This is a genomic window from Variovorax sp. 22077 (assembly GCF_052044195.1).
GTDB classification, from domain to species: Bacteria; Pseudomonadota; Gammaproteobacteria; order Burkholderiales; family Burkholderiaceae_C; genus Variovorax; species Variovorax atrisoli.
This window is the reverse complement of record NZ_JBQEQC010000009.1, coordinates 1-22,554: the sequence shown is the minus strand read 5'-3', so window position 1 is coordinate 22,554 and position 22,554 is coordinate 1. Positions and strand designations below refer to the sequence as shown.

Sequence of the window (22,554 nt, the reverse complement as noted above, 5' to 3'; positions counted from 1 at the left end):
GGTTCCGCGGTGTCCCGCGAATTGCGCACGCCGGTTTCATGCATTGCGCTCAAGCGAGAACGTCGTGGAACACTGAAATGAAACAACGCAATCCATCTTCGCGAGCTCCCGCGCGGCGCCTGCAGCTGCGGCCCATCGCGCTGTCGCTGATCTGCGCGGGTGCGGCGCCCGCCATGGCGCAGGTGCTGCCCACGGGTTTCACGCCGCTGGCCGGCAACGTCACCATGTCGCAGGCGGCGAACGTGATGACCATCAACCAGGGCCTGGCGCGCGGCATCGTCAACTGGACGAGCTTCTCCATCGGCGTGGGCGGTGTGGTGAACATCGTGCAGCCGGGCGCTTCCAGCGTGCTGCTCAACCGTGTGACGGGCAACGAGCTTTCCACCATCGCGGGCCAGCTCAACGCCAACGGGCGCATCGTGCTGGTCAACCCCGCCGGGGTGCTGTTCAGCCAGGGCTCCACGGTCAACGTGGGAGGCATCATCGCGTCCACGCTGGCCATGACGACCAGCGAAGCCGATTTCCTCAACCCGGCGACGACGAAGTTCAGTTTCGAGCGTGCGGATGCCAGCACGGCATCGGTCATCAACAACGGCCGCATCACTGCGACGGGCGGCGGCCCCGTGGTGTTGATGGGCGCCACGGTGGCCAATGCCCGCATCGGCAGCGATGACGACAGCGGCCGCATCACGGCCGACGGCGGCACCGTCGCGCTGGCCTCGGGCCGCAAGATCACGCTCGACCTTGCTGGAGACGGCCTGACCAACATCGTCATCGCGACCGATGCGATGGCCACGCACGCCAGCGTGAGCAACAGCGGCACCCTCCAGGCCGATGGCGGGCGCGTGGCGCTCGTCGGCCGCTCGGCCACGGTCGGCGAACTGGTGGTGAACCAGCGAGGCACGGTGCGCGCGCGCAGCGTGGGTACGCGCAACGGCGAGATCTTCCTGGGCGGTGGCGAGGACAACGAAGTGCAGCTCACCGGCGGCACGCTGGACGCCACCGGCGCCGCCGCAGGCGAACGCGGCGGCGACATCCGCGTGCTGGGCGGCAAGGTGACCGTGCAGGGGCTGGCCGACGGCACCAAGGGCGTGGCCGATGCCAGCGGCCAGGCCGGTGGCGGCTCGGTCACGGTGCAGGGCTACGACGTGGCACTTTCGCCGAACGCAGTGCTGCGCGCCGACGGCACGGGCGCAGGCGCTGGCGGCACGATCAGCGTGGGCACCGCCACCGGCGCTGCCTTCGCAGGCGATGCCGCCAACCCGCTGCCGGAGCGCGAGTCGCATGTGCAGGTCTTCGGCGAACTCACCGCGCGGGGCGCCAGCAGCGCTGCCGGGGGCAGCATCACCACGAGCGGCGACTTCGTGCGCATCGACCCGGCGCGTGTCGACGCCGCAGGCGGCGCGCAGGGCGGGGCCAACGGGCGATGGACGGTGTCGACGGGCAACAACCTCACCGTGGACGCGGATGCCGACATGCCGGCCTACGACGGCGCCTATCCCTCCCTGTCCTTCAGCGACGTGAGCGCGCGCGCCGTGGGCGCCACGCTCGGGCGCGGCACCGACGTGACGCTGTCGAGCACACGTACCGGCGACAGCGCGGGCGTGACTTTCGGCAATGATGCGCAGGTGGTCAAGAACGAGGGCGGCAGCGCCACGCTGCGCGTCGACTCGGCCGGCGGCATCGCGATGAACAGCGGCTCGGCCATCGACGCGCGCGTGGGTGCGCTGAACGTCGACTTCAACGCCGACTCGACCGGGCTGGTGGCGAAGAATGCCGCGCAGGTGAACGTCGGCGGCGGCAACCCGAGCTTCGAACTCGACTACGGTGCGTCGATCATCATGAGCGGCGCGACCATCGACGCCAACGGCGGCAACATCCGTTTCTTCGGTCAGGGCGACGCGAACAACGGGCGCGCGGTCGGCGGTTCTCTGTCGCACAGCGAGCTGACGTGGAGCGACGGCATCTTCCTGAGCAACAGTACGCTCGCGACCAGCGGCGCCGGGCAGGTCTCGCTGCGCGGCCAGGGACGCACGCGGGTCGACTCGCAGGACAGCGACACCAATTTCGTCTACGTGGGCACCGGCGGCGTGTCGCTGCAGGACAGCGCCGTGCAGGGTGGCAGCGGCGGCGTCAGCATCGACGGACTGGCCTCGCTCGGCGGCGACGGCGTGCGCCTGAGCAACGGCACCAAGGTCTCGACACCGGGCAACGTCACGGTCACCGGACGAGGCGTGGACTGGACCGACAACACGTTGCCGGCCGGCTCCATCGACACCACCACGGCCGTGAACATCGACAGTTCGTCGATCGAAGCCGGCGGCGACGTGCGTATCGAAGGCACGGGCGCGAACCTGCAGGCGCTGACCAAGTACCTCCAGTTCGCGGCCAATGGTCGCACGGCCGGCGGCGGCAACGGGGTGGCGCTGTCCGGCAGCGTGAGCGCGGGCGACGGCCGGCGCATCGACATCGTGGGCAAGGCCGGCAGCGCAGGCTTCACCGCCGCGCTGGACGGCGGCGGCGCGGTGGTGACCACGCCGACCGGCATACCGGTCTATGGCGTGGCGGTGAGTGCCGATTCGTCGCAGCCGAATCCGCTGCGCACCGCGGGCGGCACCATCGCGCTCGACGCCCAGGGCACCGACATCTCGCTGCGCATGAACACCTTCGGCTCCGGCCTCGGCGCCGCGCCCGACGGCGCCATGCTGTCGGTGGCCAGCAGCACCGGCCAGGGAGGGCATATCTCGCTGACCGGGCGCAACGTGCTGGTGGAAGGCTCGCAGAACTTCGACGGTACGGTCCTGCCCGCCACTCTCGATGCCGGCGGTGCCACCGGAGGCGGCAGCATCGACATCACCGCAAGCAATGTCATCGCCCTCGGCAGCAACAGCAGCCTGGATGCCAGCGCCGGCTCGGCGGGCGGCAACGGCGGCACCATCAACGTGATCTCGGGCGACACGCTGCGCGCCTACGGCAGCATCTCCGCACGCGGCGCGGGCGCAGGCAACGGCGGCAAGATCGAGACGTCGGCCCCGCACTTCGCGCTGGCGGGGCTGCGTGTGGACGCGTCGGCGCAGGCGGGCTCGGCGGGCCAGGCGGGTACGTGGACCATCGATCCCTACAACGTCACCATCGCCCACGGCACCGCCAGCGGCAGCCTCACCGGGGACCCCTTCGTGCCGATCGCGAACTCCACCGTGCAGGACGGCGACATCAACGCGGCGCTCGACAAGGGCACCAGCGTGACGATCACCACCGGCACGGGCGGGCTGGCGACCGACGGCAACATCAGCTTCGACACGCTCGCGGCCATCCAGCGCACCACCGGCGGCGCGCCGGTGACCTTCCAGCTCGACGCGGCACACAACATCAGCGGCTCCGGCGCCACCAACTCGATCCAGTCGACCGGCGGCGCGCTCAACGTCGTGTTCAACGCCGGCGTGGGCGGGCAGGGCGGGGCGATCAGCTACAACGGCAGCATCGCCACCAACGGCGGCGACGTGACGATGAACGCCGCCGCCGGTGCGAGCTCCGGTTCTGCGATCTCGCTCAACAGCACCACCATCGACACGCGCACCACGGCAGGCGACGCCGGACCGGGCGGCTCCGTGTCGATCACCGGCACGCGCAGCCTGCCGACCACGATCGTCAACACGGTGCCCACGGTGGACCTCACCGGCGTCACCATCACCAGCAGCACCGGCGACGTGACGATCTCGGGTATCGGCCAGCACGGCGACGGCGTGCGCATACAGAACGGCACGGCACCCAGCCAGATACTCACCACCAGCGGCGACATCTCCATCGCCGGCGTCGGCGCCAGCTACACCTACAGCCTCTCGCCGCTCTCCGTGCAGAGCGTGGACATCACCGGCGCGACGGTGATCCGCAGCGTCGACGGCAACATCGGCATCCGCGGCCTCGTGACGCCGGGCCCGCTCGATGCGCCATCCGGCGGCGTTCTGGTGGGCGGTACGACGCTCGTCACCACGCTGGGCCTCGGCAGCATCGATATCGCGGGTGAATCCCAGGCCAACGGCACGGGCCTGACGGTCGCTGCCGGCGCGCGGGTGAGCGGAAACAACAACGTGGTGCTGCGCGCCAGCAACAACGGCAGCTCCGACGCGCTGGTGCTGGCCGGAAACGTCCGCGCCGGCAACGTACTGAACCTGCGCCCCGGCGGCGTCGACGCCGCGGGCAACGCGGTCGATCGCACCGCCAACCCCATCACGCTGGGCGGTACCGCAGCCAACGGTTTCGCCGTATCGGCCGACGAGTTCACGCGCCTCGATGCGCCCACCATCGTGGCCGGCAGCAACGCGCACGCCGGCAACATCGCCGTGGTGGGTCCGCTCACCCTGCCAGGCGCACTGACATTGCAGAACGGCGGTGGCGGCGGCATCCAGCTCGGCGGTGCGATCACCGCATCGACCGTGGGGCTGGTCTCCGCCGGCGACATCACGCAGACGGCCGCGGCACCGATCACCGCCGGCACGCTGCTGGCGCGCTCCACCGGCGGCAGCGTGCTGCTGGACCAGGCCGCGAACAACGTCAGCGCCGACACCCTGGGCGGCGGCGCGGCCGGTGCCTTCCGCTACGTGGACGTCGACACGGTCAAGCTTGGCCCGGTGAGCGTCACCGGCTACGACGCCGCGGGCAATGCGCCGCAGGTCGTGTCGGCCACGTCGATGGCCGCCAATACCGTGGCGGTGCGCACGCTCACCGGCGACCTGCTGCTGGGCACCGACGTGAGCAGCACCGGCGGGGTCGACCTCGTGGCGGGCTCGCGTTTCCAGAACACCGGCAGCTACGGCATCACCGGTGCGCCCTGGCGCGTGTGGGCCAACACCTGGGTGGGCGAGACGCGCGGCGGGCTCGCGGGATCGGGGCTGTATCCGAACCTCTACCACTGCGCCTACTCTGGCCTGTGCGCGGTGAGCATTCCGGCGGGCGCCAACCATTTCATCTACGCGCAGCAGCCGGTGGCCACGGTGGTCATCGGCAACGCGAGCAGGCCCTTCGGCTTTCCGAATCCGCTGTTCAGCTATGGCATCGGCGGGCTGATCCTGGGCGACACGGGCGCCGGCTTCGCGGGATTCATGTTCTCGCCCGCGCTGCAGACCAGTCCGCCGGGCGTGTACCCGATCAACGGCAGCTTCACTTCGGCCGAGGGTTATGCGGTCAACGTGGTGCCGGGCAACCTGTTCGTCAACCAGATGCCCGACCTGCCGCGCCCCGATGCGCTGCGCGACCTGCCCGCCACCTGGGTGTACGACCGCAACATCGGTCCGCCGCCGATCTGCTTCGCCACCGGCCCGCTCGACGGCGACCGCGCATCGCAGGGCGGCGACGTGCTGGCGCGCGAATGGTCGCGCGTGCGCTCGCGGCCCAACCTCTCGAGCTGCGTCGACACCGAGAAGCGCAACGGCTGCGCCGATTTCTGAGGCGAGTCAACGCTCTTGCGGAGCGGCGGTGGCGAACCGTTGTGCAAGGAGGCAAGGCCGCCTCATGCACATGGTCTTCGGCGTCGAGAGCAACCAGACCGTCAACACCGGGTTCGCCGGCATTTCGAGAGGCCTTCCAATGATCTTTTGGAGGTCGGCTTCTCGAGGTGAGCGCCTTGCGCGGGGCGCGCGGCCCCGCGAAGCTCGTGCCGGTTATGCGATGCCTCGTGCGCGCCGGTTCGACATCAGCACGTTGTCCTTCGGAATGGCCTGGCCCTCGCGCATCGCCGAGATCCAGGCGTCCGTCGTGGTCACGGCCGCGAAGTTGCTGTGGAACACCACGCTGAAGACGCGGTGGATCTCCTCCGCCGTGACCTTGCCCGCGGCGTTCTCGTAGGGGAGGGCGCCGCTGGCGTCCGAGATGAACTCGACGGCCAGGCCGCGGTGCATGGCCTCGTACACGGTGGAGGCGTCGCAGTTGTGCGTCATGTAGCCGGCCACGCTCAGCGTGTCGATGCCGTGGCGCGCGATCCAGTCGGCGAAGTCGGTGCCGGTGAACACGCTCGGAAAGCTCTTGGTGACGAGGTGGTCGTGCGGCCGCTTCGCGATCTCTGGATGCAGCTGGCCGTTGTGCGCATCGGCCTGGAACACGGGCGCGCCCTTGGGCGCATGGTGGCGCACCACCACCACGGGCGTGCCGGCGGCGTGGGCGGCGTCCATGGCCCGGGTCACGTTGGGCAATGTCTGCAGGATGGGCGGGTATTCGATGGGCAGGCCACCGCCTTCGAAGTATTCGTTCTGCACGTCGATGACGACGAGGGCGCGGCGTGGCGCGGGCGTGTTGCTGCTCATGAGTGGCTCCTTCTGCTGTCGGTTCGGATGGCTTGATTCTTCCTGCCGGCACCGCCGCCCGAAAGTGGCCCGAAAGCCATTCATCGATAAGATCGGGCCATGAGCTCGCCTGCTGCGGAAACCGTCGCCGTCGTCGCCTTCGATGGCATCAGCCCCTTCCACCTTTCCGTGCCCTGCATGGTCTTCGGCGAAGACCGCACGGACGCGGGCGCATCGCGCTTCCGCGTGCAGGTGTGCGCGTCGGAGCCCGGCGAACTGCGCACCAACGCGGGCTTCTCGCTCGTGGTGCCGCACGGGCTGGAGGCGATACGCCGGGCGCGCATCGTGGTGGTGCCTTCATGGCGCGACGACTGCAGCGCGGCGCCGCCGGCGCTCATCCGGGCGCTGCAGGCGGCGCACCGGCGCGGCGCGACCGTGATTGGCCTGTGCCTCGGCGCCTTCGTGCTGGCCGAGGCCGGCCTGCTCGACGGCCGCCCGGCCACCACGCACTGGAAGCTGGCGCCCGCCTTCGCGAAGCAGTACCCGAAGGTGAGGCTGCAGCCCGAGGTGCTCTACGTGGAAGACGGCAACGTGCTCACCTCTGCCGGCACCGCGGCGGGCATCGACTGCTGCCTGCACCTGCTGCGCGTGCGCTACGGCGCCGAGACGGCCAACCGCGCCGCGCGCCGCATGGTGGTGGCGCCGCACCGGCAGGGTGGCCAGGCGCAGTACATCGAGCAGCCCGTGCCCGCCGCCGCCGAGCGCGACCGGCTCGCGCCGCTGCTCGAATGGCTGGGCCGGCACCTCGACAGGCCGCACGATCTCGACGACCTCGCGCGGCGCGCGCTCATGAGCCGGCGCAACTTCACGCGGCGCTTCCGCGAATCCACCGGCACCACCGTCGGCCAGTGGATGCAGAACCAGCGCCTCGCGCTCGCGCAGCGGCTGCTCGAGACCACCGACCATCCGGTGGAACGCATCGCCACCGGCGCCGGCTTCGGCTCGGCGGTGTCGCTGCGCAAGCACTTCGTCTCGGCCTTCAAGCTGTCACCCACCGCCTACCGCCAGCAGTTCTCGCGCGCATGAACGAGAAAGAGGGCGTGCTTCGCATCAGGAAACCCTGAGTGCCAGGGATACCGCGGAACCGGCTTTGCCGGGCCGCAGGTATCGCCCCCTGGAAGGGGGTTGGCGAAGCGACACGAAGTGCGCGAAGCCTGGGGGTGAGCTCAAGCTCTCGCGGAACCGGCTTTGCCGGGCCACAGGTATCGCCCCCTGGAAGGGGGTTGGCGAAGCGACACGAAGTTGGGGGTCAGACCATGATTTGCCGCCGCGTCGTCAGCAGCGCGCGCAGCTTGGCCGGCGCGACCGGCTTGGTCAGCAGCATCACGCCGCCGTGGCGCAGCCGCTGAAGCACCTCGGGCCCGGTGGCGCCCGACACCAGCACCGCCAGCGCATCGGGCTGCAGCCGCCGGGCGGCGTCGATCACGTCGACGCCATCGCCGTCGCCCGCGAGTTGCAGGTCGCACAGCACCGCGTCGTAGTGGATGTCGCCGGTGCCCAGCCGCGCGATGGCCTCGGCGCCGGTGCTCACGCATTCGACCTGGCAGCCCCACTGCTCCAGCAGCGCGCGGCTGCCGTCGAGGATGGCGGGGTCGTCGTCCACCACCAGGCATCGCAGTCCGGCCAGCGGCGCGGGTGCGATCTGCGGCGGCTGGGGCGGCGTCACGTCGGCCAGCCGCGCGGCCGGCAGCGTGAAGGCGAAGGTGCTGCCGGCCTGCAGCGCCGAGCGCACGGTGATGCGCGTGCCCAGCAGCGCCGCGATGCGCGCGCAGATCGCCAGGCCCAGCCCGAAGCCGCGGCGCCGGTCGCGCTCGGTGTTGGCCACCTGGTAGAACTCCTCGAAGATGCGTCCCTGGTGGATGGGCGCGATGCCCACGCCGTTGTCGCGCACCTCGATGCGCACGCCGCCCGCGCTGCGCCGCGCCGCCACCAGCACCGTGCCGCCCTCGGGCGCGTGGCGCAGCGCGTTGGTGACGAGGTTGCCGACGATGCGCCGCAGCATCGACGCATCGGATCGCACGGCCAGCCCGCGGTCGCTCCAGCGCAGCCGCACGCGGGCCTCGACGGCGGCTGCGGCGTGCTGTGCGTCGAGCTGGTCGAACAGCTCCGCGAGCGGCACCTTGGCGATGGCCGGCGTGAGCACCTGCGCGTCGAGCCGCGAGATCTCGAGCAGGTCGTCCAGCAGCACGCCCATGAACTCGGTGCTCTCCTGCAGCCGCAGCACGGCCGGGCGCTGCGCGGGCGAGGCGCCGGGCAGCAGGCCGTCGATGAACAGGCCCATGGCATGCAGCGGCTGGCGCAGGTCGTGGCTCGCGGCCGCGAGGAAGCGTGCGCGCGAGAGGGCCGCCTGCTCGGCCTCGGCCATGCGCTGCAGCGCGACGGCGGTGGCCTCGCGCACCTGCTCCTCGCTGACCTGGCGGTTGCGCTGCAGGCGCTCGGCCAGCCGGTCGATGTCGTGCGCGAGCACCGCGAGCTCGTGCGTGCCGCGCGCGCCGCCTTCCGCCACGTCGCAGCGCACCTCGAAATGCCCCGCCTCCAGCGCCGCGACCGTGCGGGACACGCGCCGCAGCGGCCGCGCCACCGTGCGCGCCATGTGCCGCACCGAGGCCCACGCCGCGATCAGCGCGACCAGCGCGATGCCGACGCCCGCGATCAGCGAGCGGCTGCGCTCGCGCGTGTAGGCCGTGGTGTCGCGGAAGGTCTGCACCAGCCCGATGGGCGCATCGCCCGCCGCGGTGGAGCCGGCGGGCGCGAAGGCGCTGGCACGCGAGGCCTCGCGCAGCGTGACCGGCGAGGTGAACATGCGCAGCTGCCCCAGCGACGGCGTCTTGGGCCCGGCGGTCACGTAGATGCCGGCGCTGTTGCTGATCTCCACGCGCGTGACCTGCCCGCCGCGCAGCGCGGCATTGGCCACGTTCTGCAGGGCCGGCACGTCACCTGCGTAGAGGCTCAGGTCGGACATGGCCGCCACCTGCTTCGCGACGGACTGGCCTTCGGCGTCGAAGGCGGCTTCGAGCGTCTGCAGCCGGTTGTGCGTGAACCAGCCGGTGAGCGCCAGCGCCACCGCCGCGCACGGCACCACGCCGAGGCGGAACAGGTCGCGCTGGAGGTTGCCGCGCAGGACCAGCGTGTGCGGCGAGCGGAAGGACGCGGGCGGCGGCGAAGCCGAAGCGGCCGGCGCATCCGCACCCTCCGCCCCCGTGGGCTCGGCCGGGTCGAGGGAAGGTGGAGCGCTGCTCATCGCGGGGCCGCGAGCCGGTCGGTCAGTTCCCGTTCCTCCGGCAGGCGCAGGCCGAGTCCGCGTGCCACGGTGGCGTTGACGCGCACGGCGGCCGGCGTAGCGGCTTCCACCAGCGGTGCGTTGCTGCTGCTGCCCGCCCCGGCCGCGGCGGCGCTCGCGACCTTCTGCCCGAGCTGACGCGCCTGCTGTGCGAGTTGCGAGGGCGTGGAGACCGCCGCTGCCAGCCCGCCCGATCGCACCAGCCCCTCGCTGGCGCCGAACACCGGCAGGCCCGCGCTCGCGCCGGCGCGCAGCACCGACAGCGTGGCCGCCTGGTTGTCGCCGATCAGGTCGGGCAGCACCATCAGCGCGTCGCTCTGCGGCACCACCAGCCGCAGCGCCGAGGCGATCGACCGCGCGTCGGGCACGTATTCCACGCGCAGGTCCCATGCCGGGTTCGCGCCCTGGGCGGCGCGCTGCAGTTCGCGCACCAGCGGCTCCGACTCCGGCGTGGCGACCACGCCCACGCGGTGCTTCTGCGGCAGCACCGCATTGACCAGCGCGAGCTGGTCGGCCATGGCCGGGTCGCGCAGCAGCACGCCCACGCGGCGGTCGCCGCGCCGCAATGCCGGACTGGAGGCCTTGAGCGTCTCGTATTCGAGCCGGCTGAGCATCGCCAGCACCAGCGGCTCCTGGCCCGGCCGCTCGATGGCGGCGCGCGCGGCGGCAGGGCCGACGGCCATGGTGAGCGGCGCATCGGCGGCCGCGCTGCGCAGGCTGCGCGTGCGCACGCCCGCGTTGGCGGCGCGCTCTTGATCGGGGGCGGGAGCGAGGGCCGCCGCTTCGGGCTGCGCGGCGGCCGCACCGCCTGGCGGGATGCGCACCAGCTCGAACCTGCCGCCGGGCTCCTGGTCGGCGCGCAGCTGCTGCACGAACTCGGAAGAGGCCGCCATGTCGTCGCCCATCAGCACCGTGAGGCTCGCGGCCGCCGCGCCGCCGGCCGCCGCGGCCCAGGCGAGCATCGCCGCCAGCGCGATGCGGACGGCGCGCCACGGCCTTCTCGAGGAGGGCGGGAGGACGGGAATCACGGCAACAAACATGGACTGCTTCCGCAGCGAGAGGCGAATGACCCAATGTAAGGACGCCCCCTTCTTCGCGCGATAAGGCGGAGGGCTTATGTCAGCGTCCGCGGCGCCCTGCCGGTGTGACGAATTCCTCGCGGCGGTGGCCGCAAGGCCTATGCCTGACGGAGTACCTGGTTCTCCCCCAGGCTTCGCGCACTTCGTGTCGCGCGCGCCTTCCCCCTTCCGGGGGCAACACCAGCGGCCCGGCGAAGCCGGTTCCGCGGTAGCACTTGCCTCACCCCCAGGCTTCGCGCACTTCGTGTCGCTTCGCCACCCCCCTTCCGGGGGCAACACCTGCGGCCCGGCGAAGCCGGTTCCGCGGTGTTTCGCGCTAGGAGAGCGCTTTTAAGCGCTGGCTGCCTGCGCTGCCGCGGCTCGCTGCGCCTGGATCGCCTGGCGTAGCACGCGCGGCGACACCGGCTTGTAGAGCACCGTGATGCCGGCGCTCGCTACCTCGCGCAGGCGGTCGGGCTTGGTCTCGCCGGTCACAAGCAGGCGGGCGGTACCCGGGCCGATGCCGCGCGGATGGCGCTCCAGCGCGGCGATCACGTCCAGGCCGTTGTCGCCGCCTTGCAGCAGCAGGTCGCTGATGACCACGTCGGGCGGCTGCGCCCAGCCGTCGGCCATGGTCAGCGCCTCGGCGCGGGTTTGCGCGGGCAGCACCTCGGCGCCCCAGTTGGAGAGCACCACCGTCAGGCCCTCGAGGATGGTGCGCTCGTCGTCGATCACGAGGATGCGCACGCCGGCCAGGCTCTCTTCTTCCTCGATGGCGGCGAGGGAGGGCGCCGCCGCGGGCACCGGCAGCGCGGCGGCGGCCGAGCGCACCAGCACCCGCACGCAGGTGCCCTTGTTCAGCTTCGATGTCAGATCCACGCGCGTGTTGAGCAGCTCGGCCAGCCGCTGCACCGTGGCCAGGCCCAGCCCCATGCCGCGCGCGCCGCGCGATGCCGCCTGCCGGCCCGCGGGCTCGACCTGGTAGAACTCCTCGAACACCCGCGCCTGGTGGTGCGCGGCGATGCCCACGCCGGTGTCGACCACGTCGATGCGCACGCCCCGGCCGCGCCGCCGCGCGCCGATCAGCACGCCGCCCTCGATGGTGTGGCGCAGCGAGTTCGACACCAGGTTGTTCAGGATGCGCGAGAGCATCACGTAGTCGCAGCGCACCCACACGTCGGTCTTGCGCACCACCAGCCGCAGGCCCTGCTGCTCGGCCACCGGGCGGAAGTTGCGGCTGATCTCCTCGAAGAGCCGGTCGAGCGGGAAGTCGATCCACTGCGGCTGCAGCACGCCCGCGTCCAGCTGCGACAGGTTCAGCAGCTCGGAGAAGAGGCGGTCCAGCGAATCCACGCACTCGCGGATGTGGCCGATGCGCTGCAGCTTCACCGGATCGCTCTCGCCGTTGGCCAGCCCGTCGGAGAAGAGCGTGAGCGCGTGCAGCGGCTGGCGCAGGTCGTGGCTGGCGGCGGCCAGCAGCCGGGTCTTGGCCTGGCTGGCCACTTCGAGCAGCTGGTTCTTGCGCGCCAGCTCGGCGGTGGCCTCGTTGATGCGGCTCTGCAGCAGCCGGTGGCTTTCGGCGAGCGCGCGCGCGGCCTCGTTGAAGCCCTGCTGCAGGTGGCGCACCTCGGCCGTGCCCTCGATGGCCACGCTTGCGTCCTCGCCCGCGCCCAGCCTGTCGACCGCCTTGCCCAGCGCGCGGATCGGCTCGCTGATGCGCCTGGCGGCCCACCAGCCGGCCAGGCCCACGCCCACCAGGCTGACCGCGAGCACCAGGCCCACGTTGAGCCACACCGAGCGCCGCGCGCTCTGCACGGCCGCCAGGCTCATCTCGACCATCACCTTGCCGTTGTGGCGGCCGTCGTCGCTCACGATGGGCACCACCACCTGCAGGCCCTCGGCGCGGGCGCGGTCCATGGTCTCGGAGTTGGCGACGATCTCGCCGTCCTCCGTCCAGATCTGCACCTGCTGCACGTTCGGCTGGTAGGTGCCCGACTGGGCGGTGCGCGCAAGCGCGCGGCGGTCCATGCGCGCCAGCGGCGCCTGCGCCACCGTGGCCACCTGCAGCGCCACGGTCTGCGCGTTGGCGCGCATCAACTCGGTGAGGTTGCCCAGGTGCTGGCGCGTCAGCACGGCGATGGCTGCCAGCGTGGCCAGGGCCGCCGGCACCATCGCCAGCAGGATCAGCTGCTGGGCGAAGGTCAGGCGCCCCAGGCTCCTGATGACGCGGAAGTTCCAGTTCATGAGGGCATCGCGGGCATGGGCGCCGAGCTTAGGAGGGCGTTCCGGGGCAGGAAAGCTGGGAAAAACATCACAACAAATGTTTGCAATTGATATTTAATGGCGTCCGCGCTGCCATGTTAGACCCGCCGATGCGCGCCGGCCCTATGTCTTTCGCTTCAGAAATGCTGGCTTCCCTGCGCCGATTCGCCGAGTTCTCAGCCGCCGTGCTCCGCGCGGGCACCCTGGCGCTGCTCACGGCGCTGCCCCTCGCGGCGCCCGCCCAGGTCAATCCGCTGGACGGCCCGGTGCGCTTCGGCATCCTGCCGCTGGGCGGTGCGTTCGAATCGCGCAGCGACTGGGACCCGCTCCTGGCCGAGCTCAGCCGCGCGATCAACCGGCCGGTGAGCGTGCTGTCGGTCAACTCGTACGAGGCGCTGGAGCAGGCCATCCAGCGCGACGAGGTCGACATGGCCTTCCTCTCCGGGAAGATGGCGCTCGACGCCGTCACCCAGCGGCGCATGAAGGTGGTGGCGCAGGTGGTGCGCCATGACGGCCTGCCGGGCTACCGCGCGCTGCTGCTGTCGCGCAAGGCGCCGCCCTTCAATTCGCTGAAGAACCTGCTGGAGCAGCCCGATCGCTGGCGGCTCGCGCGCGGCGAGAAGCAGTCGGTGTCGGGCTTCATCGTGCCGCAGCTGCAGCTCTTCCTGCCGAACCACATCGCGATGGAGACGCGCTTCCGCAGCGAGATCGTGGGTACCCACCAGGCCACAGCGCTGGCCGTGGCCAACAACGAGGCCGATGTGGCCACCAACAACACCGCCGACTTCGAGCGCTTCAAGACGCGCTTTCCGGCCGAGACCGAGCGGCTGCAGGTGCTGTGGGAGTCCGACCTGATCCCGCATGCGCAGATCGTGGTGCGGCGCGAATACACGCCCGAGCTGCGCAAGCGCGTGCAGGCCTTCCTGGTGGCCTACGGGCGCGGCAAGGGCCCGCGCGGCGACGCCGAGCGCGTGGTGCTGAAGTCGCTGCACGATCTGGCCGGCTTCGTGGCGGCCGACAACAGCTCGCTGCAGCCGGCCGCCAAGCTGGCCTACCAGCTCGCGAAGCAGAACGCCATGACCGCGCAGTGGGTGAACGACGCCGCGCGCGAAGCCCGGCTGCAGCGCATCGAGAGCGGCTACGCCGAGCAGGTCAGCGTGCTGAAGGACGTGTCGCCATGACGCTGCGCACCGGGCTGTGGCGCGCGGTGGCCGTGCTGCTGGCCTTCCTCATCGCGATGCCGGCCGTGGCGCAGCAGGGCACGGCGACAGGAGCCGCGGTGGCGCCGGCCGAGAAGGGCGCGCCGTCGCCCGCCATCCGGATGCTCCGCTTCGGCGTGCTGCCGCTGGGCGGCACCGTCGAGTCGCGCGCGCTGTGGACGCCGCTCATGAACGACCTGGGCCGCGCGCTCGGCATGCCGGTCAGCATGTATTCGGTGCCGACCTACGAAGAGCTCGACCGCGCCATCGGCCGCGACGAGATCGACATGGCCTTCCTGTCCGGAAAGATGGCGCTGGACGCCGTGATGCAGCGTCGCATGAAGGTGGTGGCGCAGATCGCGCGGCACCCCGGCATGCCCGAGCACCGCGCGGTGCTGCTGGTGCGCAAGGCAGGCCCGCTCAACACGCTCGAGGGCCTGCTCGCGCAGCCCGAGAAGTGGCGCCTGGCGCGCGGCGACAGCCGCTCGGTCACCGGCTTCATCGTGCCGCAGAGCCAGCTCTTCCTGCCGAACAACATCGAGATGGAGACGCGCTTTCGCAGCGAGTTCGTCGGCACCCACCAGGCCACCGCGCTGGCCGTGGCCAACGGCGACGCCGACGTGGCGACCAACAACACCACCGACCTGGAGCGCTTCCGCCAGCAGTTCCCCATCGAGGCCGAGCGGCTGAAGGTGATCTGGGAGTCGCAGCCGCCGCCAGGCGCGCAGATGGTGGTGCGGCGCGACTTCCCGCCCGAGTTCCAGGCGCGGCTGCAGAACTTCCTGACCGGCTACGGCAAGGCCAAGGGCACGCGCGGCGACGCCGAGCGCGAGGTGCTCAAGAGCCTGCGCGCGGCCTACGGCTACATCGCCGCCGACGACAGCGCGCTGCTGCCGCAGGCGCAGCTGGAGCGCCAGCTCGGCAGGCAACACGCCATGGCCGCCGCGTGGGTCAACGAGGCCGCGCGCGAGCAGCGGCTGCAGCGCATCGAGAAGACCTACGCCGAGCAGGTCGAGATGCTGCGGCCCGCCTCCCGCTGAAGCGTCCGTCCTCCGCTGCCCGTCCGCCGGGCCACCCGCCTGCGCAGGGCGAATCTCTACTCCCTTCGCCGTAGCTCCAGAGCCCCTGCCTAGGCCGTTAGCTAGGCCTTAAGGCGGATTTGCCACCAGCCCCCCGAGCCGGAAACTTCGTGTTTCTTTCAGGCAACCCTTGCCGTTGACGGAGTGCGGATGAGTTGGCGAACAAAAGTGGTCTGGAGCGAGGGGATGCTGTTGCAGCCTCAGCACCTGCAGCAGAGCGAGCGTCATGCCGATCACGCGCGGCACGTGCTGCTGCGTTCCACCACGCCCTACGCCTGGGGCTTCGCCGAGCTGGAGATCGACCCGGCCGCGCTCACGCTGGGCAAGCTGGCGCTGGTGCGCGCGGTGGGCGTGTTCGGCGACGGCACCGTCTTCGACATGCCTGCGGTCGACCCGCTGCCCGAGCCCATCGACATTCCATCCACCATGCGCGACGAGGCCGTGGTGCTCGCGCTGCCGCTGCGCCGCGCGGGCGCGCGCGAGGCCGACGCGGAAGAGTATGAGGAGCTGGTGCGCCACCGCGTGCTCGAGTCGGAGGTGCCCGACTCCAACACCGCCGGCGAGCGCACCGCGATGCTGCAGCTGGGCCAGCTCCACACGCGCCTGATGCGCGCGAGCGAGGCCACCGATGCGTGGACGACCCTCGGCGTGGCCCGCGTGGTCGAGCGCCGCGTCGACAACCAGGTGCAGCTCGATCGCGCGATGCTGCCGCCGCTGCTCGACGTGGCCGGCCATGCCGTCATCCGCGCCTGGCTCGACGAACTGCTGGGCCTGCTGCGCCAGCGTGGCGAGGCGCTGGCCGGCCGGCTCACGCAGGGCGGCACCGGCGGCGTGGCAGAGATCGCCGACTTCATGCTGCTGCAGGCCGTCAACCGCAACGAGGCCGTTTTCGCGCATCTCGCGAAGAGCGCGATGCTGCATCCGCAGCACTTCTTCGAGCATGCGCTGGGCCTGGCGGGCGACCTCGCGAGCTTTCGCGACTCGCGCCGCGTGTCGCGCTTCGGTCCCTACATCCACGACGACCTCGCGATGAGCTTCCGTCCGCTCATGGACGACCTGCGCCGCAGCCTGTCGATGGTGTTCGAGCAGTCGGCCATCCGCATCGACCTGCACGACCGCAAGCACGGTGTGCGCGTGGCGGTGGTCACCGATGTGGAGCTGCAGCGCAAGGCCACCTTCGTGCTCGCGGTGAGCGCGAGCATGCCCAGCGAGGCGCTGCGCGCGCGCTTTCCCACGCAGGTCAAGATCGGGCCGGTCGAGCGCATCCGTGACCTCGTCAACCTCGCGCTGCCGGGCGTCACGCTCACGCCGATGCCGGTGGCGCCGAGGCAGATTCCCTTCCACACGGGCGCCAGTTATTTCGAGCTGGAGACGCGCAACAGCGACCTGTGGCGGCAGCTAGAGCAGTCGGGGGGCATCGCGATGCACATCGCAGGCGATTTCCCCGGGCTCGATCTCCAGTTCTGGGCAATACGAGCATGACCCCCAGTCTTCGCGCACTTCGTGCCGCTACGCCAACCCCCTTCGAGGGGGCAACGCCTGTTGCCCGGCAAAGCCGGTTCCGCGGCATTTCACGAATTGGCGCCGTCAGCGTGGAGCCATCATGAGCACACCTCCCGATCCCTTCGCAGCGTTCGAGTCGGAGCGCACGGTCATCAAGCCCAAGCCGCGCACGCCGGCGGGCACGCCGAGTGCGCCCGCGCCCGCGCCTTTCTTCGGAGGGGCCGATCCGACACCCGCCGCCGACGTTGGTGAACTTGGCCTGCTCAATCCACTGGTGTCGGCCGCCGGCAAGCTGCTGGTGCTGATCGGCAAGCTGCGCAACCTCGCGCAGCCGCCCAACGTGCCGGCGCTGCGTGCATCGACCGCCGATGCGGTCAACCAGTTCGACGCCAGCGCGCGCCGTGCGGGCGTGGGCAACGAATCGGTGCTGGCCGCGCGCTACGTGCTGTGCACCGCGCTCGACGAGGCCGTGGCCAACACGCCCTGGGGCGTGCAGGCCGGCTGGAACAAGCAGAGCCTGCTGGTGCAGTTCCACAACGAGACCTGGGGCGGCGAGAAGGTCTTCCAGCTGCTGGCCAAGCTCGCGCAGGACGTGCCCACGCACCGCCAGTTGCTGGAGCTGATCTACAGCGTGCTCGCCCTCGGCTTCGAGGGCCGCTACCGCGTGATCGACAACGGCCGCGCGCAGCTCGACTCGGTGCGCCAGCGCCTGGCCGACCTCATCGCGAAGGACCGTCCGCCCGTGGAAGCCGAGCTCTCGCCGCACTGGCGCGGGCAGGGCGCCGGCACGGTGCGGCTGCGCGAGTCGCTGCCGCTTTGGGTGTTCGCAGCGGGCTTCGCGCTGCTGCTGGCGCTCGCATGGTTCGGGCTGCGGCTCACGCTCAACCATCGTTCCGACACCACCTACGCCGCGGTGTCCAGCCTGCGCGCGCCCAACATCCAGATCGCGCCGCCCGCGCTGCCGGCGAAGACGCCGCGCCTCGCGCGCTTCCTCGAGCCCGAGGTGAAGCAGGGCCTGGTGACGGTGACCGACGAGGCCGACCGCAGCGTGGTGCGCCTGCGCGGCGACTCCTTCTTCGGCTCCGGCAGCGCCGACCCGATGCCGCAGTCGCTGCCGGTGCTGCGCCGCATCGGCCAGGCGCTGTCCGAGGTGAAGGGCGAGGTGCTGATCACCGGCCACTCCGACAACCAGCCGATCCGCTCGCTGCGCTATCCGTCCAACTGGCACCTGTCGGCCGCGCGCGCCGATGCGGTGAAGGGCGCGCTCTCCACGCTGGTCGACCCGGCCCGCATGCGTTCCGACGGCAAGGCCGACGCCGAGCCGGTGGCGCCCAACGACACGCCGGCCAACCGCGCGCGCAACCGCCGCGTCGAGATCGTGCTGCTGACGGGCCCCGAGGGCGTCACACCCGCGCCGACTGCTGTCGCGCCGGCCGCCGTTCCTGCTCCGGCCACGGGAGCGACGAAATGATCAAGAAAATCTTCGGCTTCCTCTTCAGCCCGCTGCTGCTCACGCTGCTGGCGCTGATCGTCGTCGCGCTGCTGATCTGGTGGATCGGTCCGCTGGTGAAGATCGGCTCGCTCGCGCCGCTGGAGAGCGAGACCACGCGCGCCATCGTCATCGGCGTCATCGTGCTCGTCGTGGTGCTGCGCGCGCTGTACCGCCGCTGGCGCGCCCGCCGCGCGAGCCGGCATCTCACCGACGGCCTCATGAAGGCGCCGGCCGCCAAGGCCGATGCGCCGGTCAACGGCGAGCAGAAGATCCTCGACACGCGCTTCAGCGAGGCCGTCGCCACGCTCAAGCAGATGCGGCTGCACGCCGCCGGCAGGAAGCCGGGCTGGCGCGACTGGCTTTCCATCTCGGGCGGCAGCTATCTCTACGACCTGCCCTGGTACGTGTTCATCGGCGCGCCCGGCGCGGGCAAGACCACCGCGCTGGTCAACTCGGGCCTGAGCTTCCCGCTGGCCGAGAAGTTCGGTCCCGGCGCGATCCGCGGCGTGGGCGGCACGCGCAACTGCGACTGGTGGTTCACCGACGAGGCGGTGCTCATCGACACCGCGGGCCGCTACACCACGCAGGACAGCCACCAGTCGGAAGACAAGAGCGCGTGGGAAGGCTTCCTGGGGCTGCTGAAGAAGGTGCGCCCGCGCCGGCCGCTGAACGGCGTGTTCCTCACCGTCAGCGTGGCCGACCTGCTGAGCCAGGGCCCCGAGGCGCGCACGCAGCTCGCGGCATCGATCCGCGCGCGCCTGCTGGAGCTCGACGGCAAGCTCACCACGCGGCTGCCGGTGTATGTGCTCGTCACCAAGAGCGACCTGCTCTACGGCTTCACCGACTACTTCGACGACCTCGGCAAGGAGCAGCGCGCGCAGGTCTTCGGCTTCACGCTGCCGGCCGACGAGAATCTGCAGGTGGAGGAGAAGGGACTCTCCGCCGCCTTCAACCGCGAGTTCGCGCTGCTGCACAACCGCGTGAACGACGGCCTCATCGCGCGCATGCAGCGCGAGACCGACGGCAACCGCCGCGCGGCGATCTTCGGCTTTCCCGCGCAGTTCGGCTCCATCGGGCCGCTGCTGTCGGACCTGCTGGAGCAGGTGTTCACCGGCTCGCGCTTCGCGCAGCCGCCATGGGTGCGCGGCGTGTACTTCACCAGCGGCACGCAGGAAGGCAGTCCCATCGACCGCGTGATGGGCAGCCTGGCGCGCAGCTTCGGCATCGAGCGCGCGATGCTCGCGCCGCAGAAGTCCAGCGGGCGCAGCTATTTCCTCACCTCGCTGCTGCGCGACGTGGTGTTTCCCGAGCAGCGCCTGGCCGGCGCCGACGTGAAGCTGGAGCGTCGCCGCCACACGCTGCGCGTGATCGGCGTGACGGCGATGACGCTGGTCACCGTCGGCCTGCTCGCGGCCTGGGGCTACAGCACGCTGCAGAACATGAACTACCTGAAGTCGGTCGAGGCCCGCGTCGAGCCCGCCCGGCAGAACCTCGCTGCGCTGCCCGCGCGCGTGCAGAACCTGGTGGAAGTCGCGCCCGTGCTGCAGAGCCTGCGCGACATCTGGAAGACGCCCGAGAACCGCCAGGGCGACGAGCCGCTGTCGATGACGCTGGGCCTCTACCAGGGCGACAAGCTCGACGCCGCCGCCATGCTCACGCACCAGCGTGCGCTCAACGACGCCTTCCTGCCGCAGATCGCCAAGCGCATCGAGGACCAGCTGCGCACCGCGCAGAAGGACAACCTCGAGTTCACCTACGAGGCGCTCAAGACCTACCTGATGCTCTACCAGCCCGAGCACTTCGACGCCGAGGCGCTGAAGGCCTGGATCACGCTCGACTGGGCGCGCAACCTCGACCGCGGCATTCCCGAGGACCAGCGCAAGCAGCTGGAAGACCAGCTCGACGTGCTCATCGCACAGGGCCCGCCGCGCTCGCCGCTGAAGATGGACGAGAACCTGGTGCGCAGCGTGCGCGCCGTGCTCGCGAGCTACCCGCTGGAGCAGCGCGTGTTCAGCCGCCTCAAGCGCCAGCGCGCCAGCAAGGACATCCCGGCCTTCAGCGTGGCGGCAGCCACCGGCCCGTCGGGTCCGCTGGTGTTCGAGCGCATCAGCGGCAAGCCGCTGTCCGAGGGCGTGCCGGGCATGTTCACCTACGACGGCTACCACAAGCGCTTCCAGAACGAAGTGGTGGTGCTCACCGGCCTGCTCGCGAACGAAGACCCGTGGGTGCTCGGCCAGGACCGCAACGCCGCCGACCGCCTGCGCGACGCCGCCGCGCTCGGCGCGCTAACCGACCGCGTGCGCCGCCTCTACCTGGAGGAGTACGTCAAGCAATGGGAGGCGCTGCTGGCCGACGTGCGTTTGATCCGCGTGAACGGGCTGGAGAAGAACATCGAGACCGCGCGCATCCTCTCGGGCGTCGATTCGCCGCTCGCGAACTTCCTGCGCGCCGTGGTCAAGCAGACCACGCTGATCCCCGCCGCCGACGCCAACAAGGACGTGGTCAGCAAGGCCACCGAGACCGTGCGCAACACCCGCAAGGGCCTGGAAGACCTGTTCGGCGCCGACCCCGGCCGGCAGGTGGCCCCGGGCAAGCGCATCGAGAGCATCGTGGACGACCGATTCGAGGCGCTGCGCCGGCTCGTCACCGCGGGCGGCCCCAACCAGCCGGCGCCCATCGACGATGCGCTGAAGCTCTTCAACGAGGTCTACGTGTACCTCAACGCCGTCGACACGGCCGTGAAGGGCCGCACCTCGCCGCCGCCGGGCGACGTGGCCGGCAAGCTCAAGTCCGACGCCGGCCGCCTGCCGGAGCCCGTGCGCTCCATGGTCGAGAACCTGAGCCAGGCCGGCGCCGCGCAGGCGCAGGTGGCCGAGCGCGGCAACCTCAGCCAGGACCTGCGCCCCGTCACCGAGTTCTGCGCGCGTGCGATCGCCGGCCGCTATCCCTTCGTGCAGAGCAGCAAGCGCGACGTGCTGCCCGAGGACTTCGGCCAGATGTTCGGCCCCGGCGGCCTGATGGACGATTTCTTCCAGAAGCGCCTGGCCGCCATCGTCGACACCAGCACGCGCCCGTGGCGCTACAAGCCCGTGGCCGAGCGCGGCGCCATCACCACCCAGGCGATCGCGCAGTTCGAGCGCGCCGCGCGCATCAAGGAGATCTTCTTCCGCGGCGGCGGCCGGGGCCCGTCGATGCGGCTGGACTTCAAGCCGGTGGAGATGGATGCGGGCATCACCCAGTTCATCCTCGACGTCGACGGCCAGCTCGTGAAATACGCGCACGGCCCCGTCGTGCCCATGGCCGTGCAGTGGCCCGGCCCCAAGGGCAGCAACCAGGTGCGCATCCAGGTCAGCCCGCCCTCGACCACCGGCAGCTCCGGCTCCGCGGTGGACGGCCCGTGGGCTCTATTCCGCACGCTCGACGACGGCCAGCTCGAAGCGGGCGACGCGCCCGAGAAGTTCTTCATCACCTTCCAGGTCGGCGCGCGCAAGACACGCTTCGAGGTGACGACCAACAGCGTACAGCACCCGATCCGACTGCGCGAGCTGCGCGAGTTCTCATGTCCGGAGGGGCTGTGAGCGTCGAGTCCTCTTCGTCGTCGCTGCTTGCTCCCGCCGCTGCGCTGCCCGGGTGGTTCGGGAAATTGCCTGGCATGGGGGATTTCGCGCATCGGCGGCTGCCTGAGGCGTTCCGCGCCGTGTGGGACCAGTGGCTGCAGCGGGGCATGTCGCGGCTGCGGGATCGGGCGGATTGGACCGAGCGGTATCTCGAAGCGCCCATCTGGTGCTTTGCGCTGGGGCGGCAGGTGGCTGGCGAGCAGGCGTGGATCGGGGTGCTCATGCCTTCCGTGGATGGGGTGGGGCGGTACTTTCCGTTTGCCATTGCGGTGGAGTTGAGCGCGAACTCGCCCGGGACCCTGCGGGGGGAAGCGCTGGCTGCTGCGCTGGAGTGGTGGGCTCATGCGACGCAGGCTGCGTTGGAGGGGCTTGATGGGGATCTGGATGCGGTGCGGTTTGATGCTGTGTTGCAGAGGTTGTTTTTGGCGGATGTTGTTGCTTTTTCTTCGGTTGGTCGGGAAGGGGTTGTGGAGTCTCTGGAGTTGCCGGTGGCGGGGGCTTCGTTGTGGTTGAGTGATCCTTCTGTTGAGAGTGGGATACGGATGCTCAGTACCGGGTTGCCTCGGGATGAGCAGTTTGAAGCTCTGTTTCTGGGCTTTGCCGAGGAGGGGTGAGATGTACGCCTCTTCTTGTTTTGGGTTTCGGAGCCGGGTCTCGCCCCGGCGGGCGACCTTCTTTCTTTTGCTTCGCCAAAAGAAAGTAGGCAAAGAAAAGGCGACCCTGCTGTCT

At 70.8% G+C, this 22,554-nt stretch carries 12 protein-coding genes; 8 read left to right on the top strand and 4 right to left on the bottom strand.

Going from position 1 to position 22,554, the window contains the following annotated elements:
* The first annotated feature begins 77 nt into the window (after positions 1–77).
* Positions 78–5,444 carry a two-partner secretion domain-containing protein gene (locus ACTJLF_RS14690; RefSeq protein WP_440883330.1) on the top strand — a complete coding sequence of 1,789 codons (5,367 nt, stop codon included), beginning with the start codon at positions 78–80 and terminating at the stop codon, positions 5,442–5,444.
* A 213-nt stretch (positions 5,445–5,657) separates the two neighbouring features.
* Here ACTJLF_RS14690 and ACTJLF_RS14685 read toward each other — a convergent pair whose 3' ends face one another.
* Positions 5,658–6,296: a cysteine hydrolase family protein gene (locus ACTJLF_RS14685; RefSeq protein WP_019655673.1), complete on the bottom strand. Its 639-nt coding sequence runs from the start codon at positions 6,294–6,296 to the stop codon at positions 5,658–5,660.
* A gap of 99 nt (positions 6,297–6,395) precedes the next feature.
* Here ACTJLF_RS14685 and ACTJLF_RS14680 point away from each other — a divergent pair, with 99 nt between their 5' ends.
* Positions 6,396–7,361 (top strand): GlxA family transcriptional regulator, encoded by a 966-nt coding sequence (locus tag ACTJLF_RS14680; protein ID WP_354327502.1) that lies wholly within the window; start codon positions 6,396–6,398, stop codon positions 7,359–7,361.
* A 223-nt stretch (positions 7,362–7,584) separates the two neighbouring features.
* Here ACTJLF_RS14680 and ACTJLF_RS14675 read toward each other — a convergent pair whose 3' ends face one another.
* The 3 genes from ACTJLF_RS14675 to ACTJLF_RS14665 form a co-directional block, all read right to left on the bottom strand.
* Entirely contained in the window at positions 7,585–9,576 is a 1,992-nt protein-coding gene (locus ACTJLF_RS14675) for a hybrid sensor histidine kinase/response regulator (protein WP_354327503.1), read from the bottom strand.
* The gene (locus ACTJLF_RS14670; RefSeq protein WP_440883329.1) at positions 9,573–10,643 is read right to left on the bottom strand and encodes an ABC transporter substrate binding protein; all 1,071 of its coding nucleotides are present in this window, start codon (positions 10,641–10,643) and stop codon (positions 9,573–9,575) included. The genes ACTJLF_RS14675 and ACTJLF_RS14670 overlap by 4 nt, the downstream gene beginning before the upstream one ends.
* Positions 10,644–11,024: 381 nt before the next feature.
* Positions 11,025–12,917 carry an ATP-binding response regulator gene (locus tag ACTJLF_RS14665; RefSeq protein ID WP_126183942.1) on the bottom strand — a complete coding sequence of 631 codons (1,893 nt, stop codon included), beginning with the start codon at positions 12,915–12,917 and terminating at the stop codon, positions 11,025–11,027.
* Positions 12,918–13,078: 161 nt separating this feature from the next.
* Here ACTJLF_RS14665 and phnD point away from each other — a divergent pair, with 161 nt between their 5' ends.
* The 6 genes from phnD (at position 13,079) to tagF (ending at position 22,439) form a co-directional block, all read left to right on the top strand.
* Entirely contained in the window at positions 13,079–14,116 is a 1,038-nt protein-coding gene (gene phnD / locus ACTJLF_RS14660) for a phosphate/phosphite/phosphonate ABC transporter substrate-binding protein (protein WP_019655679.1), read from the top strand.
* The gene (locus tag ACTJLF_RS14655; protein WP_132752054.1) at positions 14,113–15,174 is read left to right on the top strand and encodes a phosphate/phosphite/phosphonate ABC transporter substrate-binding protein; all 1,062 of its coding nucleotides are present in this window, start codon (positions 14,113–14,115) and stop codon (positions 15,172–15,174) included. Before phnD ends, ACTJLF_RS14655 begins: the two co-directional genes overlap by 4 nt.
* 189 nt (positions 15,175–15,363) lie before the next feature.
* A complete protein-coding gene (tssK, locus tag ACTJLF_RS14650; RefSeq protein WP_126183940.1) occupies positions 15,364–16,695 on the top strand; it encodes a type VI secretion system baseplate subunit TssK in 1,332 nt (443 codons plus the stop codon).
* Positions 16,696–16,816: 121 nt separating this feature from the next.
* Positions 16,817–18,187 (top strand): DotU family type VI secretion system protein, encoded by a 1,371-nt coding sequence (locus tag ACTJLF_RS14645; RefSeq protein ID WP_126183939.1) that lies wholly within the window; start codon positions 16,817–16,819, stop codon positions 18,185–18,187.
* Positions 18,184–21,786 (top strand): type VI secretion system membrane subunit TssM, encoded by a 3,603-nt coding sequence (tssM, locus tag ACTJLF_RS14640; RefSeq protein ID WP_132802558.1) that lies wholly within the window; start codon positions 18,184–18,186, stop codon positions 21,784–21,786. The genes ACTJLF_RS14645 and tssM overlap by 4 nt, the downstream gene beginning before the upstream one ends.
* A complete protein-coding gene (tagF, locus tag ACTJLF_RS14635) occupies positions 21,783–22,439 on the top strand; it encodes a type VI secretion system-associated protein TagF (RefSeq protein ID WP_440883328.1) in 657 nt (218 codons plus the stop codon). Before tssM ends, tagF begins: the two co-directional genes overlap by 4 nt.
* The last annotated feature ends 115 nt before the right edge of the window (positions 22,440–22,554 follow it).

Excerpts from the sequence above, each read along its gene's own strand:
- ACTJLF_RS14680 (WP_354327502.1), top strand. The coding sequence starts at position 6,396 with ATGAGCTCGCCTGCTGCGGAAACCGTCGCCGTCGTCGCCTTCGATGGC.
- ACTJLF_RS14655 (WP_132752054.1), top strand. The coding sequence starts at position 14,113 with ATGACGCTGCGCACCGGGCTGTGGCGCGCGGTGGCCGTGCTGCTGGCC.
- ACTJLF_RS14675 (WP_354327503.1), bottom strand. The coding sequence starts at position 9,576 with ATGAGCAGCGCTCCACCTTCCCTCGACCCGGCCGAGCCCACGGGGGCG.
- tssM (WP_132802558.1), top strand. The coding sequence starts at position 18,184 with ATGATCAAGAAAATCTTCGGCTTCCTCTTCAGCCCGCTGCTGCTCACG.
- tssK (WP_126183940.1), top strand. The coding sequence starts at position 15,364 with ATGAGTTGGCGAACAAAAGTGGTCTGGAGCGAGGGGATGCTGTTGCAG.
- ACTJLF_RS14665 (WP_126183942.1), bottom strand. The coding sequence starts at position 12,917 with ATGAACTGGAACTTCCGCGTCATCAGGAGCCTGGGGCGCCTGACCTTC.
- ACTJLF_RS14645 (WP_126183939.1), top strand. The coding sequence starts at position 16,817 with ATGAGCACACCTCCCGATCCCTTCGCAGCGTTCGAGTCGGAGCGCACG.
- phnD (WP_019655679.1), top strand. The coding sequence starts at position 13,079 with ATGCTGGCTTCCCTGCGCCGATTCGCCGAGTTCTCAGCCGCCGTGCTC.
- ACTJLF_RS14685 (WP_019655673.1), bottom strand. The coding sequence starts at position 6,296 with ATGAGCAGCAACACGCCCGCGCCACGCCGCGCCCTCGTCGTCATCGAC.
- ACTJLF_RS14690 (WP_440883330.1), top strand. The coding sequence starts at position 78 with ATGAAACAACGCAATCCATCTTCGCGAGCTCCCGCGCGGCGCCTGCAG.